The organism is Pseudomonas piscis (assembly GCF_009380155.1).
GTDB classification, from domain to species: Bacteria; Pseudomonadota; Gammaproteobacteria; order Pseudomonadales; family Pseudomonadaceae; genus Aquipseudomonas; species Aquipseudomonas piscis.
Genome location: NZ_WHUV01000001.1, coordinates 265,150 through 281,847, shown reverse-complemented (window position 1 = coordinate 281,847; position 16,698 = coordinate 265,150). Strand labels below are relative to the sequence as shown.

General features: G+C 64.9%; 18 protein-coding genes. 6 read left to right on the top strand and 12 right to left on the bottom strand.

What is annotated here, in order from left to right:
- The first annotated feature begins 4 nt into the window (after positions 1-4).
- From GDH07_RS01310 to GDH07_RS01300, 3 genes are read left to right on the top strand one after another with little or no spacing between them, the layout of a single operon-like run.
- On the top strand, positions 5-376 hold the full coding sequence (locus tag GDH07_RS01310) for a YcfL family putative periplasmic lipoprotein (RefSeq protein ID WP_022641773.1): 372 nt from the start codon (positions 5-7) through the stop codon (positions 374-376).
- A 33-nt stretch (positions 377-409) separates the two neighbouring features.
- A complete protein-coding gene (gene lpoB / locus GDH07_RS01305) occupies positions 410-997 on the top strand; it encodes a penicillin-binding protein activator LpoB (RefSeq protein ID WP_022641774.1) in 588 nt (195 codons plus the stop codon).
- A gap of 3 nt (positions 998-1,000) precedes the next feature.
- The gene (locus tag GDH07_RS01300) at positions 1,001-1,744 is read left to right on the top strand and encodes a hypothetical protein (RefSeq protein WP_022641775.1); all 744 of its coding nucleotides are present in this window, start codon (positions 1,001-1,003) and stop codon (positions 1,742-1,744) included.
- Positions 1,745-1,800: 56 nt separating this feature from the next.
- Here GDH07_RS01300 and GDH07_RS01295 read toward each other — a convergent pair whose 3' ends face one another.
- The 3 genes from GDH07_RS01295 to GDH07_RS01285 all read right to left on the bottom strand — a co-directional run bounded on the left by GDH07_RS01295 (position 1,801) and on the right by GDH07_RS01285 (position 5,080).
- Positions 1,801-2,433 (bottom strand): LysE family transporter, encoded by a 633-nt coding sequence (locus GDH07_RS01295; RefSeq protein WP_031320684.1) that lies wholly within the window; start codon positions 2,431-2,433, stop codon positions 1,801-1,803.
- Positions 2,434-2,588: 155 nt separating this feature from the next.
- Complete coding sequence (locus GDH07_RS01290; RefSeq protein WP_022641777.1) at positions 2,589-3,170, bottom strand: mechanosensitive ion channel family protein; 582 nt, start codon at positions 3,168-3,170, stop codon at positions 2,589-2,591.
- Positions 3,170-5,080, bottom strand: coding sequence for an ATP-binding cassette domain-containing protein (locus GDH07_RS01285; RefSeq protein WP_152896525.1), 1,911 nt, complete (start codon positions 5,078-5,080; stop codon positions 3,170-3,172). The genes GDH07_RS01290 and GDH07_RS01285 overlap by 1 nt, the downstream gene beginning before the upstream one ends.
- A 50-nt stretch (positions 5,081-5,130) precedes the next feature.
- Between GDH07_RS01285 and GDH07_RS01280 the strand changes: the two genes are divergently transcribed.
- Positions 5,131-5,589 carry a TIGR02444 family protein gene (locus tag GDH07_RS01280; protein ID WP_152896524.1) on the top strand — a complete coding sequence of 153 codons (459 nt, stop codon included), beginning with the start codon at positions 5,131-5,133 and terminating at the stop codon, positions 5,587-5,589.
- Here GDH07_RS01280 and GDH07_RS01275 read toward each other — a convergent pair.
- A complete protein-coding gene (locus GDH07_RS01275; RefSeq protein ID WP_152896523.1) occupies positions 5,586-6,653 on the bottom strand; it encodes an AlgP family protein in 1,068 nt (355 codons plus the stop codon). The two genes, GDH07_RS01280 and GDH07_RS01275, sit on opposite strands and share 4 nt — an antisense overlap.
- Before the next feature lie 193 nt (positions 6,654-6,846).
- Here GDH07_RS01275 and GDH07_RS01270 point away from each other — a divergent pair, with 193 nt between their 5' ends.
- Complete coding sequence (locus GDH07_RS01270) at positions 6,847-7,512, top strand: FKBP-type peptidyl-prolyl cis-trans isomerase (RefSeq protein WP_152896522.1); 666 nt, start codon at positions 6,847-6,849, stop codon at positions 7,510-7,512.
- Positions 7,513-7,572: 60 nt separating this feature from the next.
- Here GDH07_RS01270 and GDH07_RS01265 read toward each other — a convergent pair whose 3' ends face one another.
- From GDH07_RS01265 to GDH07_RS01235, 7 genes are all read right to left on the bottom strand, one after another.
- The gene (locus tag GDH07_RS01265; RefSeq protein WP_022641784.1) at positions 7,573-8,031 is read right to left on the bottom strand and encodes an Rsd/AlgQ family anti-sigma factor; all 459 of its coding nucleotides are present in this window, start codon (positions 8,029-8,031) and stop codon (positions 7,573-7,575) included.
- Positions 8,032-8,236: 205 nt separating this feature from the next.
- On the bottom strand, positions 8,237-8,758 hold the full coding sequence (locus tag GDH07_RS01260) for a disulfide bond formation protein B (protein ID WP_152896521.1): 522 nt from the start codon (positions 8,756-8,758) through the stop codon (positions 8,237-8,239).
- 162 nt (positions 8,759-8,920) lie between these two features.
- A complete protein-coding gene (locus GDH07_RS01255; RefSeq protein ID WP_053133715.1) occupies positions 8,921-10,159 on the bottom strand; it encodes a heme biosynthesis protein HemY in 1,239 nt (412 codons plus the stop codon).
- The gene (locus tag GDH07_RS01250; protein WP_343038073.1) at positions 10,156-11,295 is read right to left on the bottom strand and encodes a uroporphyrinogen-III C-methyltransferase; all 1,140 of its coding nucleotides are present in this window, start codon (positions 11,293-11,295) and stop codon (positions 10,156-10,158) included. The genes GDH07_RS01255 and GDH07_RS01250 overlap by 4 nt, the downstream gene beginning before the upstream one ends.
- Positions 11,296-11,312: 17 nt before the next feature.
- A complete protein-coding gene (locus GDH07_RS01245; RefSeq protein WP_343038071.1) occupies positions 11,313-12,080 on the bottom strand; it encodes a uroporphyrinogen-III synthase in 768 nt (255 codons plus the stop codon).
- The gene (gene hemC / locus GDH07_RS01240; RefSeq protein WP_022641788.1) at positions 12,077-13,018 is read right to left on the bottom strand and encodes a hydroxymethylbilane synthase; all 942 of its coding nucleotides are present in this window, start codon (positions 13,016-13,018) and stop codon (positions 12,077-12,079) included. Before hemC ends, GDH07_RS01245 begins: the two co-directional genes overlap by 4 nt.
- 126 nt (positions 13,019-13,144) lie before the next feature.
- Positions 13,145-13,891, bottom strand: coding sequence for a LytR/AlgR family response regulator transcription factor (locus GDH07_RS01235; RefSeq protein ID WP_053133708.1), 747 nt, complete (start codon positions 13,889-13,891; stop codon positions 13,145-13,147).
- A gap of 611 nt (positions 13,892-14,502) precedes the next feature.
- Between GDH07_RS01235 and argH the strand changes: the two genes are divergently transcribed.
- Positions 14,503-15,897, top strand: coding sequence for an argininosuccinate lyase (gene argH / locus GDH07_RS01220; RefSeq protein WP_152896519.1), 1,395 nt, complete (start codon positions 14,503-14,505; stop codon positions 15,895-15,897).
- A gap of 44 nt (positions 15,898-15,941) precedes the next feature.
- On the opposite strand, the gene GDH07_RS01215 is transcribed toward argH, so the two are convergent.
- Complete coding sequence (locus GDH07_RS01215; RefSeq protein WP_022641789.1) at positions 15,942-16,583, bottom strand: glutathione S-transferase family protein; 642 nt, start codon at positions 16,581-16,583, stop codon at positions 15,942-15,944.
- Positions 16,584-16,698: the final 115 nt, after the last annotated feature.

Genomic DNA, 16,698 nt, shown 5'->3' with positions numbered 1-16,698 from the left:
TCCCATGCGCTTGAAACTTCTCGCCGTCGCTGCCCTGGCCCTCCTGGCCGGCTGCGCCACCCCACCACCTCCCGCCCCCGGCAGCGCCGCCAGCAAGGTGGTGGTGATGGGCAAGTTCGACGACATCACCGTCGGTGCGATGCGGGTCGCCCGTGAGAACGGCTTCCTGACGGTCAAGGTGGCGCTGAACAACACCAGCCGCAGCAACAAGGCCATGTACTACCGCTTTGCCTGGCTGGGCGACGACGGCTTCCCGGTCGCCGATGAAGAAAGCTGGAAAGTCTTCAACCTGTACGGCTCCCAGGCCAGCTTCCTGCCGGCCATCGCCCCGGTACCCAAGGCCACCGACTTCCGCCTGGAAGTCAAAACCCAATAAGTCGTCCCTGAACCCGATCAAGAGAGCACTTCCATGTTTGCACGCTTTTCCTTCCTCGCCGTGGCCGCCCTGCTGGCCAGCGGCTGCGCCAACAACTCCCCGGTCCTGGGCGGCAAGAACATCAGCTACGGCGACAGCAAGGCCGTGGAACTGGTGACCAACGAGTTCGGCTCCACCGACCTGCAGATGATCGCCGAATCCATGACCCGCTCCCTGGCCCAGTCCGGCATCCTCCAGGGTCGCCCAGTGGTGCAGGTCTACGACGTGAAGAACAAGACCAGCGAATACATCGACACCCGCGAGATCACCACGTCGATCAAGACCCAGCTGATGAAGTCCGGCACTGCCCGCTTCGCCAGCGACAACAACGCCATGCAGAGCCAGGTCGACCAGCTCAAGCTGCAGAACCAGAGCGGCCTGTACAAGAAGTCCAGCGTGGCCAAGACCGGCAACATGATCGCCGCCAAGTACCGCCTCGAGGGCTCCATCAGCTCCATCGTCAAGCGCAGCAGCGACTACAAGGACGTCTTCTACAAATTCAGCCTGCAACTGATCGACGTCGAAAGCGGTCTGGCTGAATGGATGGACGAAAAAGAGATCCGCAAGACCACGGAGCGCTAAGCAATGCGTGCATGGATCGGCATCCTGGCCCTGGCCTGCGCATTCGGTGCGCAGGCGGCCCCCAAAGTCGCAGTCATGGACCTGGCCTACCAGGAACGTGTGCAGGAATACATCCACGTGGTCTCGGCCCAGCAGAACTACCGCGAGGGCTACTACAGCGCCAGTGGCTCATCCAGCTACAACGAGCTGGAAGCCAGCACCAGCTACATCGAGGAAGGCGAGCTGCGCAAGTTCACCGGTGACATCAAGGGCGGGATCCTCAAGTCCGGGATGTTCCAGCTGGTGCAGGGCTCGCCCCACACCGAGGCGTCCAAGGCCAACGTCTACGACGTGATCAAGCGCATCAAGGCCGGTAACTTCAAGGGCGCCGACTACGTGCTGTTCGGCACGGTGTCGGATATCGACTTCACCCAGGACATCAACGAGATTGCTGAAACCAACAGCTACTCAGCGATCCTGGGCCTGACCCTGGTGGCGGATTTCAGCCTGATCAACACCCGCACCTTCGAGATCACCTCGGCGTTCACCGCCATGGGCGAAGGCCAGGACACCAAGCTGGTGAACAGCCGCGACATTCGTGTCTCGCTGAACCGTCCACGGGTGGTGCGCGAAGTCTCCAAGGCCCTGGGCGAGGACGTCACCCGGCAGATGGCCGAGCAACTGGGCCGCGGCGGCTACGCGCCCCAGGGCCAGGCGCCGACCCGCAACAACCTGCCGGCAGACACCGCTCCGGTGATCCTGCGCTGAGCAGGCAGGCAATGAAAAAGGCGACCCGCAGGTCGCCTTTTTTATGGCCGGGGCAGCTAGACCGCAGCCTTGCGGATCGTCGCCAACAAGCCCGCCGCGCCCAGGAACAGGCCGGCGAAGGTACGGTTCATGCGCCGCTGCTGGACCGGGGTGCGCAACAGGCGCAGGACCTTGGAAGCCAGCCCGGTATAGCCGGCCATGACGATCAGGTCGACGACGATCATGGTGGCGCCGAGGATCAGGTACTGCTTGAGCAGGGGGGCGTGGGGGTCGATGAACTGCGGCAGTACCGCCAGCATGAACACCAGCGCCTTGGGGTTGCTGATGTTCACCAGGAACCCGCGGAACACCAGGGCCAGGGGCTTGCCGATCGGCCGGATGGCTGCGTCGTCGCTAAGATCGCTGGGTACGGAGCGCCATTGCTTGACCGCCAGGTACACCAGGTAGGCCACGCCGAACCACTTGATGGCATAGAAGGCCGTGGCGGAAGCCGCCAGGATCGCGCCGACACCCGCGGCGACGATGGCGATCTGCATGGCCAGGCCCAGTTGCAGTCCCAGGGCGTTCCAGTAACCACGCCAGAAGCCGTATTGCAGGCCACAGGACATCGACGCGATCGCGCCGGCTCCCGGAGAAAGACTGATTACCCAACTGGCGGCGAAGAACGCCAGCCATGTCTCAAGCACCATCGCACACCTCGGATCGAATTGGACGTGACTGCCTAAGCTAATCCTCCGATCCGTGGCTGACCATGTTTTTTTATCGGGAAGTGATGCGGGCCTGGCCAAGGGCCGCTGCTGCTCGCGGACTTCGGCAACGGCCACAGCGAACGGGCTATGGCCGGCTACGTCTCGTCGAGCCCCACAGGCAGCACATCAGTGCCACGCCAACGGCGCACCGAGCGCTGGAAGAACAGGCTATTGGGCACCTGCACCATGGCGCTGCCGGTACCGGCCTCCTCGGGTTCGATCAGGGTGGTGTAGAGCAGGTTGATGGCCACCACCCGGCCCTTGATTCCCGGCTTGTCGAGGGTATCCACCAGCTCCACCACATCGCCCAGGCGAAACGGGCCGACGGTGAAGATCAGGATCGCGCACAGCAGGTTGGAGAGCACGCTCCACATGGCGAAGAACGCCACGGCCGCCACCGCGACGAAACCGGACAGGGCGGTCCACAATACCGTGGCCGATACGCCCAGGCGCTCCAGCACGAAGATCACCGCGCTGCCCATGATCAGCCAGCGCAGCCCTCCACGCAGGGGCATCAGCAACTGCGGCGGGAATGGATAGCGCTGGCCCAGGCGGGTCAGGCCACGGGCCACGAAACGCTGGGCCAGGTAGCCCGCCAGGAGGATCAGCAGGATCTGCACGCCAAGCCACAACGGGCCGATCCACTGCGCCGGCAACGGCAGTTGCAGGGTCTCCATCAGGACAACGCCTCCAGCTCCGCCTGCATGCTCTCCAGCAGCTCCAGGGCTTCCATCCAGGCTTCTTCCAGCTCGGACTCGCGGATCTTGAGCTTGGCCTGCTCGGCCAGCAGGTCGCGCAGCTCATCCTTGCGGGCCGCTTCATACAGCTCGCTGTCGCCAAGGCTGGCCTCGATCTGCGCCAGGCGAGCATGGACCTTGCCCAGCTCGGCCTCGAGCTTCTCGGCCTCGCGCTTGTGCGGTGCCAGTTGCTGGCGCAGGGCCGCGGCGGCCTGGCGCTGGGCCTTCTTGTCGGTCTTGTCGGCGTTCACCGGCGCACTACTGGCTGGCGCGCTGCGCAGGCGGTAGTCCACCAGCCAGCGGGCGTAGTCATCCAGGTCGCCGTCGAACTCCTCGACCTTGCCGTCGGCCACCAGCAGGAAGTTGTCGGTGGTGCTCTTGAGCAGGTGGCGATCGTGGGAGACCACCAGTACCGCACCGCTGAACTCTTGCAGGGCCATGGTCAGGGCCAGGCGCATCTCCAGGTCCAGGTGGTTGGTCGGTTCGTCGAGCAGCAGCAGGTTGGGGCGATCCCAGGCGATCAGCGCCAGGGCCAGCCGGGCCTTTTCGCCACCGGAGAAATTCAGCACCGGCTCGTCGATACGTGCCCCCCGGAAGTCGAACCCGCCGAGGAAGTCGCGCAGGGTCTGCTCACGCTCGGTGGGCGCCAGGCGTTGCAAGTGCAGCAGCGGGCTGGCCTTGGAATCCAGGGAGTCCAGCTGGTGCTGGGCGAAATAGCCGACCACGGTGTTCTCGCCCCGGGTCAGGCGCCCGGCCAACGGCGCCAGCTCGCCGGAGAGGTTCTTGATCAGGGTCGACTTGCCAGCACCGTTGGGGCCCAGCAGGCCGATCCGCGCTCCCGGAGTGAGCTGCAGCTTGACCTTCTCCAACACCGTCTTGTCGCCATAGCCCAGACGAGCATCGGACAGGTCGAGCAGTGGGCTGGAGATCTTCTGCGACTCACGGAACACGAAGTCGAAAGGCGAATCGACGTGGGCCGCCGACAGCTCCTCCATGCGCTCCAGGGCCTTGATCCGGCTCTGGGCCTGGCGGGCCTTGGTGGCCTGGGCCTTGAAGCGGGCGATGTACTTCTCCATGTGCGCACGCTGCGCCTGCTGCTTCTCGTAGGCTTGCTGCTGCTGGGCCAGGCGTTCGGCCCGGGCACGCTCGAAGGCACTGTAGCCACCGCGATAGAGGGTGAGCTTGCGCTGCTCGACATGGGCCACATGGTCGACCACGGCATCGAGGAAATCGCGATCGTGGGAAATCAGCAGCAAGGTACCGGGATACCCCTTGAGCCAGTCTTCCAGCCAGAGGATCGCGTCCAGGTCCAGGTGGTTGGTGGGCTCGTCGAGCAGCAACAGATCCGATGGGCACATCAGGGCCTGGGCCAGGTTCAGGCGCATCCGCCAGCCCCCGGAGAAGTCGCCGACCTGGCGATCCATCTGCTCGTTGGTGAACCCCAGCCCGGCCAGCAGCTTGCGCGCCCGGGCATCGGCGGTATAGCCATCGGCGCTGTCGAGCTCGGCGTGCAGGCGGGCCTGGGCGGCACCGTCCTGGGCCGCTTCGGCGGCGGCCAGGTCGCGCTGCACCTCTCGCAGGCGCAGGTCGCCATCGAGCACATAGTCCACGGCCAGGCGCTCGAGGGTATCGACCTCCTGGCGCATGTGGGCGATACGCCAATCGGCGGGCAGGAAGCAGTCACCCGAATCCGGATGCAGCTCACCGCGCAGCAAGGCGAACAGGCTGGATTTGCCGGCACCATTGGCACCGATCAGGCCGGCTTTCTGGCCGGCGTGCAGGGTCAGCTCGGCGTCTTCTAGCAGACGTTGCGGACCACGCTGTAAAGTCAGGTTCTGAAGTCGAATCATAATGGCGGCGGAGTCTACCAGCTTCGCTCGCAACTGGCGCGAGTAGCACTATGTCCTCGGACCTGTGGAGTTTTTCCCTCAAGACCTATGCCCTGCCCGGCGTGCAGGAAGCCTGCCTGCGCTTGCAGGACGACGGCGCCGATGTCTGCCTGCTGCTCTGCGGCGCCTGGCTTGGCTGGCGCGGCGTGAAGTGCGATGGCCAGCGCCTGGCGCGGCTCATGGCGCTGGCCGGGCCATGGCAGCGAGACGTGATCCGACCACTGCGGGCGTTGCGCATTGATTGGCGCACGGCGGCAACCACCGATACCGACCTGGGCACGCTGCGCGAGCAGCTCAAGTCACTGGAACTGGAAGCCGAGCGCCGGTTGCTGTTGCGCTTGCAGGAGCAGGTACGGGACTGGCCCGCAGACCAGGCCGGGAGCCTGGACGACTGGCTGGAAGGACTGGCGGACGGAGCCACCGACCGCGGCGCACTGCAGGTGCTGAGCGCCGCGGTGGCTAGCGCTTAGGAAGCGCTGGAGGGGGTGCTGGCGGCCGGGGTCGCTGGAGCAGCTGCCGGAGCGCTTGTCGCCGCGGGAGCCGGCGAAGCCGCTGGGGTTGGAGCTGCCGCGGCTGGCTTGGCGGCTGGTGCAGCGGGTTTGGCGGCTGGCTTGGTAGCTGGCTTGGCGGCCGCAGGTTTGGCGGCTGGCTTCTTCGCTGCGGGCTTGGCCGCAGGTTTGGCGGCAGCAGGCTTGGCTGCCGAAGATGCAGCAGGCTTGGCCGCAGCAGTTGGCTTGGCTGCCGGTTTGGCCGCAGCCTTCACTGGCGCCTTGGCCGCAGCTGGTTTGGCAGCGGGCTTGGCTGCAGCTGGCTTGGCAGCGGCAGTCCTGGCCGGTGCGGGCTTGGCTGCCGGTTTGGCAGCGGGCTTGACGGCTGGTTTCGCGGCGGCCTTGGCAGCTGGTTTAGCCGCTGGCTTGGCGGCGACAGGCTTGGCTGCTGGCTTCGCAGCAGGTTTGGCTGCGGCAGTCTTGGCCGGTGCTGGTTTGGCAGCGGGTTTTGCTGCCGGCTTGGCGGCAGGTTTCGCAGCAGCCTTGGCAGCCGGTTTGGTTGCTGGTTTCGCGGCGGCCTTGGCGGCAGGTTTAGCCGCTGGCTTGGCGGCCGGCTTTTTCGCGGCGACCACAACTGGCTTGGCATCACGAGTGGTCAGCGCCTTGGCGGCGGCTTCCTTCACCTTGCCAACGCCCTGGGCCAGCTTCAGGCTTTCCTGGGCATCGCGCTTGAGTTGCAGGATGTAGCTGCGGGTTTGTGCCTGACGCTCTTTCAGTGCGTCCAGCAACTCTTCGAGTTCTTGCGCTGCGGCCTTGGCCTTGGCTTGTGCCTTGGCTTTGCCAGCTGCAGCGGCGTCTTGCAGTTTGGTGCGCGACTTGTGCAGTTTTTCCTGGGCCTTGCCTCGTTGTTTCTCCAGCTTGGCGAGCAGTTTTTCAGCATCGGCCAGGGCTTGGGAACAAGCGTTTTCCAAGTGTTCGAGCAAGCTGCCCGACAGCTGTTGGAGCAAGTGCAACGGAGTATTTACAGGCTTCTTATTGGCCGACATGGTTTACCTCCTGGCTGACGTGAGTTGCGGCTCATACTAGACCTCTGCTGTTACCGCCGCTAGGCCATGTTGACAGTATCGAAAGCCGCGCGTTGCAGCCGATCGAAAATGTTCTTCGCCGCCCTGGAAGTTGCCCACCAACGAGCGCTTCGTCGCTGGCATAATCCACCGCTACTCAGGCCGGAGAGTGCCCATGTCGCGTTACCTGTTTTTGTCCTTGAGCCTGTTCTTGCCGTTGGCCCACGCCACCGCCGAACCGCCGCCCGACGACGCCCACGATCTTGCCTACAGCCTCGGTGCGAGCCTCGGCGAACGGCTGCGCGACGAAGTTCCGGACCTGCAGATCCAGGCCCTGGTGGAGGGTTTGAAAGCTGCATATCGCGGCAAGCCGCTGGCGCTCAAGAACGAGCGCATCGAGCAGATCCTCACCCAGCACGACGCGCAGATCAGCGAGCAATCGGCCAAGTCGCAGATCGAAGCCGCACTGGAAAACGAACGACGTTTTCTCGACGAGGAAAAGGCCAGGCCCGGGGTTCGCCAGCTGGCGGACGGCATCCTGCTTACTGAGCTGGCTCCCGGCAATGGTACAAAACCCAACCCCAACGGCTCGGTCCAGGTGCGCTACACCGGCCGCCTGCCCGATGGCACCGTGTTCGACGAAGCCCGGCAGCCGCAGTGGTTCCGCCTGGACAGCGTGATCGCCGGCTGGCGCAGCGCCCTGGCGCAGATGCCTACCGGCGCCCGCTGGCGCCTGGTGATTCCATCCAGCCAGGCCTATGGCACCGAAGGCGCCGGCGACCTGATCGCGCCCTACACGCCACTGGTGTTCGAGATCGAATTGCTGGCTGTCGCCGGCTGAAACCCGGAAACGAAAACGGCACGCCTTGGCGTGCCGTTTCATGTACCGGCGGACCGGCTCTCAGGCCTGGGCCACCGTCTCCTGCTTGTGGGCGTTGTGCAGTACTTCGATCAGGCAATCTTCAAGCTCGAAGCGCTCGTGCAGCAGGCCACCCAGCTCCTTGAATTTTTGCGCCACGCATTGTCCGGCGTCGCACAGGTCGTTGAAGGCCAGGAGCTTCTCGGTGATCACGTCGATGCGCGGGTAGAGGGTGTCGGCCAGCTCCAGACCGCGCTTGTCACCAAAGGCCTTGGCTTCGCTGGTCAGCTGTTCGTAGATTTCAAAATGTCCGGCGGAGACATAATCCACCAGGATTCCGCAGAACTCTTGCAGGGGTTTCTTGCTCTTGCTCAGCGCCTCGGGTTCGGCGCCCAGCACATCATAGGCTCGAACCAGTTCATGACGCGCCTGCAACCAGCGGTCGATCAGCAGATGAACTCCACCCCAACGTTCCTGAGCATTCTGACAACTTTCGAGCATGGTGATCTCTCTTCCCTCAAGGGTCATGCCATTGACCGCCGTCCCCCATGGAGACCCTGGATCAGGTCAGGCGCAACAGCATCGAGCAAGCGAATTAGAGTGACAGGTGCGGGCCAGATTATGCCCGCACGACAACAGCTTCAAGGTACGCAGGAGATAAAGTTCATACAAGCGTTTAATCCGCTGTCCCCCGCCAAACACTGACTCAGGGCAACGCTGCAGCCTGGCGCGCGGCCCGTAGCGAGCGTTGCAGGCGATAACCGCTCAAGGCCAGGACCAGCAGGAAAAACAGCAGGCTCCACTCCGGCAGGCTCATGTCGAGCAGGGTCCAGGAAACCTCTGCGCAGTCCGCGGTCCCCATGAAGACCAATTGCAGCGCTTGCCACCAAGATAGGTGGCGCAGCATGAATGGCATGTCCGGCAGACACGCCAGCAATTGCTCGGAAGGAATGTTCTGCAGCAGTACATGGCGCCCTGCGGTGATCACCCCCAACACTCCCAGCAGCAGGTTCAGCCCCCAGTACAAAGGGCGCCCCCAGCGCATGGGCCCTTGCAGCGCAGCCAGCAGGTTGGTGCCGGCGAGCAGCAGCATCAGCCCGCGCTGCACGCTCCACAGCGGGCACGACTCCAGGCCACCTCCGGCTTGCAGGTTGAAGGCCGCCCACGAGGCAAAGGCCCCCACCAGGAACACCAGGGAGAACAGCGAGCGAGAGCCGGCCAGCGACATGGGATATCCGCAACGGAAGAAACAGGCAGCCACGGTAGAGAAAGCGCTCGCTCCTTTCAAGGAGCGCCAAGCCATGTCCGCTCGAAGACCGATCGGCTGTGGCTGGGCAAGCGGAGTGTAAAAAGGCCGGTTGCCCGCGACAGGCAACCGGCCCAAGTTGCGTCAGGCCCGTGCCGGGACCGGCAAGGGAGCGGCCAACAGGCGCTCGTCCAGTAATCCCAGGCCCTCCTGGAACAGCTGGTTGCTGCGCTCGGTATCTCCCAGCTGTGCCAGCAGGCGGGCGAGTTCGGCGCAGGCTTCGGGATTGCGCTCCAGGCGCAGGCTGCTCTCCAGGTAGTCGCGGGCCTTGCCCCAGAGGCTGTTCTGCAAGCTCAGGCGGCCCAGGGTCAGCAGCAGCCCCGGATCATCCGCATGTTCCTTGAGCCAGTGCTCGGCCGTTTGCAACTGACGCGCAGGGTCGCTGCCACGCACCAGGCCATACAGCCGCGCCAGGTGGCTTTCATACTTGCGCTTGATCGCCGTGCGCAGCGTCTCCTCGGCTTCGGCCCCGGCACCCAGCTGGCGCAACTGCTCGGCATAGGCCAACACCAGTTGTGGCTCCTGACGTTGGGCGGCGGTCAATTGCTGCCAGGAGCGGTTGAGCGACTGCAAGGACGTGGCCTGGTCTTCTTCACGGCGCGCGGCCAGCCCCAGGTTCTCGCCCCAGGCGCGGCGCTCCAGCTCCTGCAACTCGCTGGCCGGCAAGGCCTTGCCTTTGCGCAGCTCCGGCAACAGGCGGATCAGCGCCGGCCAGTCGCCACGCTGTTGGTGCAGGCGCTGCAGTTGACGCAAGACCTGGACGCTATGGGGATGGCGCTCATGCATGGCTTGCAGGGTGGTCAGCGCACCTTCGGTGTCGCCCCGGTCGGTCTGCAATTGGGCGTGGCTCAGGGCAACGGCCAATTCAGCCTGGGGCTGGCGGGTGAGCGCCCGCTCCAGCAGGCTATCGCACTCTTCGTAGTGGCCTTGCTCGTTGGCCGCCCGGGCCGCGCCGAGGTAATACAACAGCGGTTGGCGCTCGGCCTCGGCGGCACGGTGCAGGTGCTTCTGGGCGCTGGCCCAGCGTCCTTCGGCAAGGTCCATCTGGCCTTGCTCGATGGCGATCTGCACCCGGCGGCTGCGATTGCGGCGCGACCAGGGGTTGACCACACCGCCGGAAACCATCACCAGCTCAACCAGCAGCTTGATGCCCCAGATCACCAGCCATACCAACGCCACCAGGGCCAGGGTCGCCCACAAGCTCGATTCATAGCGGAAGTTGCTGTAGGCGATCAGTACGTAGCCCGGGTGTTCGGCAATGGCCAATCCCAGCAGGCCGATCGCGGCGATCAGCAGCAGGACGATCACATAGGCGCGCTTCATGGGCTGGTCTCCCGGGCGGTGTTCGCCGCAGGCTTGGCCAGGGGCTTGACCGATTCCTCGACGCTGAGGCTACGCCGCTCCAGGTAGGCCTGGACCGTGCTCAGGGTCTTGGCCAGGTCCGGGGTGACCACGGTCACCGGCTGTTTGCCCAGTTCGGCCAGGCGCTCGAGCATGATCTTGCTCTGCGGATTGTCCTGGTTGAAGTTGCCGGTCAGCACGTCACGAGCTTCGGTCAGGGCCTGGGTATAGACCGCCGCCTGGCCGTTGAGCGCCGCCCATTGCGCCTGTTCCAGCGCCAGGCTGAGGGCCAGGCGTACCTGGGTCAGGCCCTGGCCGGCCAGCAGCGGACGGATGTTCTTGTCGGCATTGAAATCGATGCGGAAGTAGCGGGAAACCTGGTCCCACCACTGCGCCCAACGGCTGGCGCCGTCGCCGTCGGCGGTGAGTCCCAGCAGCGAATCTCCCCGGTCCTTGTATTCCGGCGCCACGGCGCTGAGTTCCAGTACCTGGTCACGCAGGGCGCCCAATTGCAGGAACAGGCCCGTACGATCCGGCTGCTCGGTGCTGCGCAAGGCTGCCAGGCTCTTGGCCAGTTGCTCGCGAGCGGCGAAGGCGCCCGGGTCGTTCTGCTCGCGCAGGATATCGTCGGCACCCTGGACCAGGGCCTGGGCACTGCTGATGTCCTGCAGGGCCGACAAGCGCAGGCTGGCCAGGCGCAACAGGTGCTCGGCCTCGGCCAGGCGCCAGTCCTTGCGACTGGCGCCGAGCACTGTCTCCAGGCGCTGGCTCAGGCGCTGCTGGTCGCCTTGCAATTGCGTTACCAGGCGGCGGCGGTCTTCCAGCTCATCGGCCGCGGGCAGTTGTTCCAGTCGCGAGCTCAGGCGCTGCTCACTGAGCTTGAAGCTCTGGGCCTGGTCGCCCAGTGCCTGCAATTGGCTCAACTGTTGTTGGTTGTTGGTCTGCAGGTTGCGCACCTGCCAGACTCCCCAGCCACCAACAGCGACCCCTGCCGCCCCCAGCAGCAGGGCCAGTATCGCCAACCCGTTGCCACGACGCTCAACGGCTGGGGTCGTGGGTTGCGCCGGCGTCTCGGGCACCGGCTGGAGTTCATCTTTAGGCAAGGCTGTTTCGCTCACGTATCCATCCTTTGCGTTTAGAGAACGGGCACGGGATGCTCCCGTAACGCCGTTAGCAAAGCCGCGGCACTGGCGCCGCGGCAATCCACAACTATTTCCGCCCCGGCGGCGCGCGCCATCTCGGCGACCCGAGGGCTTGGAACAAACAACGGCATCTTCGCCAACTGCGGCCAGGCCTGGCCGGCCAACTGCTGCAGGTGGCTGAAACCCTGTCCACTGCTGACCACCAGCCCGTTCAAGCGTTCCCCCTGGATCCGCCGCAGCAGCACATCCTCGGCATAGTGCGGCAGGCAACGGCGGTAGAGTTCCAGATAATCGACACTAGCACCTTGACTGCGCAAGCGCTCGGAGAGCAGTTCGCGACCACCCTCGCCCCGCACGATCAACACCCTGGGTTCTGGCTGGCCGATAGCCTCGCGCAACTGGGGAAGTTCAAGCAAGGCCTCGCTGTCGTCGCCGGCCTGGGGATAGAACACCGGCAGCCCGGCATCCGCGAGGATCTGGCCGGTGCCGGCACCCACGCAGAACCAGCCCTGGGCCGGAGGCTGCGGCCAATACTGGCGCAGCAGCTCAAGACCGAGGTTGGCTGCCGGCTTGCTGACCACGATCACCGCGCAGTAACGATCCAGCTCGAGCAGGGTCGAACGCTGTGCCTGGGTCACGGGCAAGGGCTGGATCTCCAGCAACGGCAGGCTGGCGCTGGCCACTCCGGCCTCGGCCAAGATCGCCGCCAGTGCAGCGCAATCCTCGGCCGGCCGGGTCAGCAGCAGGCGCCAACCAGTCACTCCTGGCCCGCCTCGCCATAGACCGCGCGCAGGATATCGCCAGCGCCCTGGGCCAGCAGGTCGTCAGCCACTTGCACACCCAACTCGGCCGCACTGGCTCGTGGAGCCCGGGCCTCGGCGCTGAGCAACACACCACCGCTGGGCTCGCCCACCAGGCCACGCAGCCAGAGCTGGTCGCCTTCGAGCACGGCGTAGCAGGCGATCGGCACCTGGCAGCCACCATTCAAGTGCTTGTTCAACGCCCGCTCGGCGGTCACCCGGCTGGCGGTGTCGGCATGGTGCAGGGGCGCCAGCAGCGCATGGATCTCGCTGTCGGCACTACGGCACTCGATACCGACCGCGCCCTGGCCACCGGCGGGCAGGCTGTCTTCGACGCTGATGGAGGAACGGATGCGGTCTTCGAAGCCCAGGCGGATCAGGCCCGCAGCGGCCAGGATGATCGCGTCGTACTCGCCGGCATCCAGCTTGGCCAGGCGGGTATTGACGTTGCCCCGCAGGAAGCGGATCTGCAGGTCAGGGCGGCGAGCCAGCAACTGGGCCTGGCGGCGCAGGCTGGAGGTGCCGACCACGCTGCCGGCCGGCAGCTGCTCGAGGCTGGCGTAGGTATTGGAGACGAAGGCATCGCGCGGGTCTTCACGTTCGCAGATGCAGAACAGGCCCAGGCCTTCGGGAAAGTCCATGGGCACGTCTTTCATCGAGTGCACGGCGATATCGGCCTGGTTCTCCAGCAGGGCAGTCTCCAGCTCCTTGACGAACAGGCCCTTGCCGCCGATTTTCGACAGTGGCGAGTCCAGCAGCTTGTCGCCACGGCTGACCATGGGCACCAGGGTCACGACAAGACCTGGATGGGCCTCCTGCAGGCGGGCTTTGACGTATTCGGCCTGCCACAAGGCCAAGGCACTTTTGCGGGTAGCGATGCGGATTTCGCGAGAGGACATGGATCAATCCGTACTGAATAAATACGGCAGATGATAACAGCTCAGCCAAAGCAGCTTTGACTTGTATCAGGAACCTGGTGCCCTCTCGCTGCCAAGCTTCCTTGCTGGCAGGCTCCGTCCAGCGCCCTAGAGCTGTTGCATCATCTTGCGCACGCCAGCCACATGACGCCGGCTGACGATCAGCGCGTCACCATTGAGACCCTTGAGGTACAGCTGGAAGTGCCCCAAGGGCGTTCGTTGCAGGCGCTCGATACGCTCGCGGGCCACCAGGGCATTGCGGTGGATACGCACGAAGCGCTCGCCGAACTCGTCTTCAAGGGCCTTGAGCGGTTCATCCAGCAACACTTCGCCGCTCTCGTGGCGCAAGGTCACGTACTTGTGGTCAGCAATGAAATACACCACCTGGCCCAGGGGAATCAGCTCGATGCCCTTGCGGGTACGGGCACTGATATGGCTTCGCGGGCCGCTGCCGGTTTCCGCTGCAGGCCGGGTCAGGGCGGCCAGCTGCACGCGGGTGGGTTTCTCGGCCTTCTTCAACGCTTCCAGCAACAGCTCGGGGCGCACCGGCTTGACCAGGTGGACCACGCTGCTGTCATTGAACGCCTCGAGGGCGAATTCATCCGGAGCCGCGCAGAACACCAGCGCCGGAGGCGTTTCGCGCTCGCACAACTTGCCGGCGACCTGCAGGCCGTCCAGGCCTGGCATCCGCACATCGAGCAGGACGATATCCGGCTTCAGGCTGTCGATCAGGCTCAATGCCTCTTCGCCATTGGTGGCGCTGGGCTCCAGGACACTGTATCCCTCGAGCTCGCCGACCATACGGCTCAGGCGCTCGCGGGCTTGGGGTTCGTCATCAACGATCAGGACATTCATATTGCGCTGGATTCCTGCGTGAGTCTCGCACAAGGATAGCGTAGACAGGTGGAGTGACGTCCGTCACGGCGATCCACGCTAAGACTAGTGCGAAGGCCAAAAAGTGCCGCAAGTCGGGCACCAATATTTACCCGTACCTGCCCGATGCCGCGTCGGGCCGCTGGATGCGCGACAAGGTCGCAGGGAATGCTGGAACTCAACACTAAGCCCCCCTCGTTTGTGGCCGGCGCCCAACCTGGCCGCACTCGTCTCGTTTAGTGGACGGGTTGCATGGCCCTGCGCGGTTATGAACTCGATGGCCGGCCCATCGCGGCGCCCCACAGGGATGCCAGGCGATTGCGCCGTGCCTCTTGTCCAACTGTAGACGGTTGCCAAGACGATATTGCTCAATCGATAAATATCGTTTGATCGATATCACCTTCGGCACTCAGGCAACCGACCTCGTCCAGGCGCACCGGTTCCAGTCTCCGCGCCGCCCGGGCCGGCGGCAAGCGGTCCTGGGGTCGCAGGTAAAAAGCTGCCGACCAGTGCCAGCGACAGCCCGGGCAACCCTGCTATCATCGGCGCCTGTTTTTTATGCCATCTTCCTTCAGCAGATCACGAGCGAATTCATGAGCACTGACAAGACCAATCAGTCCTGGGGCGGCCGCTTCAGTGAACCCGTCGACGCCTTCGTCGCCCGCTTCACCGCCTCTGTCAATTTCGACCAGCGCCTGTATCGCCACGACATCATGGGCTCGATCGCCCACGCCACGATGCTGGCCAAGGTCGGCGTGCTCACCGACGCCGAGCGCGACAGCATCATCGACGGGCTGAAGACCATCCAGGGCGAGATCGAAGCCGGCAGCTTCGACTGGCGCGTGGACCTGGAAGACGTGCACATGAACATCGAGGCGCGCCTGACCGACCGCATCGGCATCACCGGCAAGAAGCTGCACACCGGCCGTAGCCGCAACGACCAGGTGGCCACCGATATCCGCCTGTGGCTGCGCGACGAGATCGACCTGATCCTGGGCGAGATCACCCGCCTGCAGAAAGGCCTGCTGGAGCTGGCCGAGCGCGAAGCCGACAGCATCATGCCCGGCTTCACCCACCTGCAGACCGCCCAGCCGGTGACCTTCGGCCACCACATGCTGGCCTGGTTCGAAATGCTCAGCCGTGACTACGAGCGCCTGGTGGACTGCCGCAAGCGCACCAACCGCATGCCCCTGGGCAGCGCCGCGCTGGCTGGCACCACCTACCCGATCGATCGCGAGCTGACCTGCCAGTTGCTGGGCTTCGAGGCCGTGGGCGGCAACTCCCTGGACAGCGTGTCGGACCGTGACTTCGCCATCGAATTCTGCGCCGCCGCCAGCGTGGCAATGATGCACCTGTCGCGCTTCTCCGAAGAGCTGGTGTTGTGGACCAGCGCCCAGTTCCAGTTCATCGACCTGCCCGATCGCTTCTGCACCGGCAGCTCGATCATGCCGCAGAAGAAGAACCCCGACGTGCCGGAACTGGTGCGCGGCAAGAGCGGCCGGGTGTTCGGCGCGCTGATGGGCCTGCTGACCCTGATGAAGGGCCAGCCGCTGGCCTACAACAAGGACAACCAGGAAGACAAGGAGCCGCTGTTCGACGCCGCCGACACACTGCGCGACTCGCTGCGTGCCTTCGCCGACATGATCCCGGCCATCAAGCCCAAGCACGCCATCATGCGCGAAGCGGCGCTGCGTGGTTTCTCCACCGCCACCGACCTAGCCGACTACCTGGTGCGTCGTGGCCTGCCGTTCCGTGACTGCCACGAAATCGTCGGCCATGCGGTGAAATACGGCGTGGACACCGGCAAGGACCTGGCCGAGATGAGCCTGGAGGAACTGCGCAAGTTCAGCGACCAGATCGACCAGGACGTTTTCGCCGTGCTGACCCTGGAAGGCTCGGTCAACGCCCGCAACCACATCGGCGGTACCGCACCGGCCCAGGTCCGCGCCGCCGTGGCTCGCGGCCAGGCCCTGCTGGGCAGCCGCTAAGCCCCACCCGTGCCGCCCTGGCCAGCGCCCGGGCGGGCACGCCTTCAGCCTCTTCGCGCGGTCATCAGCGCAGCCTTGTCGGCGGCGATGCGCCGAGCGTGGGGGCGTTGTTCCAGGCGCTGCAACAGCGCCCTGGCCTCGGGCATCCGGGCCAGGAAATCGATCCCGAACAGCTTGTCCCCAACCACCAGGGCAAGGCTCACGCTGTACTGGAAATACAGATCGGCGATGCTCAAGTCGCTGCCCGCCACGTAAGGATCGAACCGGGCATGGCGCTGTAACGCGGCGAACCCCTGCAGCAGCTCGATCCCGGCCTTCTCCTTGATCGCCTCGGGCACGCTCACGCCAAAGAACGCTTCGGGAAAACAGGCGCGGGCCGGCAATTCGATGTACAGCTCGATTTCCCGGGCCAGCGAAAGCACCCTGGCCCGCTCGAAAGGCTCCTTCGGCACCAGCGCAGGTTCGGGCCGGACCTGCTCCAGGTAATCGAGGATCACGCTGGTCTCGCTGATGAAACCCTGCTCCACCTCCAGCACCGGCACCTTGCCCCGGGGGCTGATGGCCAGGGCCTCGGGACTCTGTCCGGCGTAGAACAGCACCTCTTCGAAGGGCAGGCCCTTTTCCAGCAGCGCCAACTTGACCATGTTGTAGTAGTTGCTGATGGCGAACCCATAAAGCTTGAACATTCCATTGCCTCCAGGCCGCGCGGGGTCGGCTGTTTCATAGAAGCTTAACCCTCCGGCCGCCAAGCACCCGGCCCCGGAATCCGGGTAGACTGGCGCCTTTCCTTGAGGAGCCTGC

Coding starts and splice junctions, on each gene's coding strand:
- GDH07_RS01310 (WP_022641773.1), top strand. CDS start 5: ATGCGCTTGAAACTTCTCGCCGTCGCTGCCCTGGCCCTCCTGGCCGGC.
- lpoB (WP_022641774.1), top strand. CDS start 410: ATGTTTGCACGCTTTTCCTTCCTCGCCGTGGCCGCCCTGCTGGCCAGC.
- GDH07_RS01300 (WP_022641775.1), top strand. CDS start 1,001: ATGCGTGCATGGATCGGCATCCTGGCCCTGGCCTGCGCATTCGGTGCG.
- GDH07_RS01295 (WP_031320684.1), bottom strand. CDS start 2,433: ATGGTGCTTGAGACATGGCTGGCGTTCTTCGCCGCCAGTTGGGTAATC.
- GDH07_RS01290 (WP_022641777.1), bottom strand. CDS start 3,170: ATGGAGACCCTGCAACTGCCGTTGCCGGCGCAGTGGATCGGCCCGTTG.
- GDH07_RS01285 (WP_152896525.1), bottom strand. CDS start 5,080: ATGATTCGACTTCAGAACCTGACTTTACAGCGTGGTCCGCAACGTCTG.
- GDH07_RS01280 (WP_152896524.1), top strand. CDS start 5,131: ATGTCCTCGGACCTGTGGAGTTTTTCCCTCAAGACCTATGCCCTGCCC.
- GDH07_RS01275 (WP_152896523.1), bottom strand. CDS start 6,653: ATGTCGGCCAATAAGAAGCCTGTAAATACTCCGTTGCACTTGCTCCAA.
- GDH07_RS01270 (WP_152896522.1), top strand. CDS start 6,847: ATGTCGCGTTACCTGTTTTTGTCCTTGAGCCTGTTCTTGCCGTTGGCC.
- GDH07_RS01265 (WP_022641784.1), bottom strand. CDS start 8,031: ATGCTCGAAAGTTGTCAGAATGCTCAGGAACGTTGGGGTGGAGTTCAT.
- GDH07_RS01260 (WP_152896521.1), bottom strand. CDS start 8,758: ATGTCGCTGGCCGGCTCTCGCTCGCTGTTCTCCCTGGTGTTCCTGGTG.
- GDH07_RS01255 (WP_053133715.1), bottom strand. CDS start 10,159: ATGAAGCGCGCCTATGTGATCGTCCTGCTGCTGATCGCCGCGATCGGC.
- hemC (WP_022641788.1), bottom strand. CDS start 13,018: ATGTCCTCTCGCGAAATCCGCATCGCTACCCGCAAAAGTGCCTTGGCC.
- GDH07_RS01235 (WP_053133708.1), bottom strand. CDS start 13,891: ATGAATGTCCTGATCGTTGATGACGAACCCCAAGCCCGCGAGCGCCTG.
- argH (WP_152896519.1), top strand. CDS start 14,503: ATGAGCACTGACAAGACCAATCAGTCCTGGGGCGGCCGCTTCAGTGAA.
- GDH07_RS01215 (WP_022641789.1), bottom strand. CDS start 16,583: ATGTTCAAGCTTTATGGGTTCGCCATCAGCAACTACTACAACATGGTC.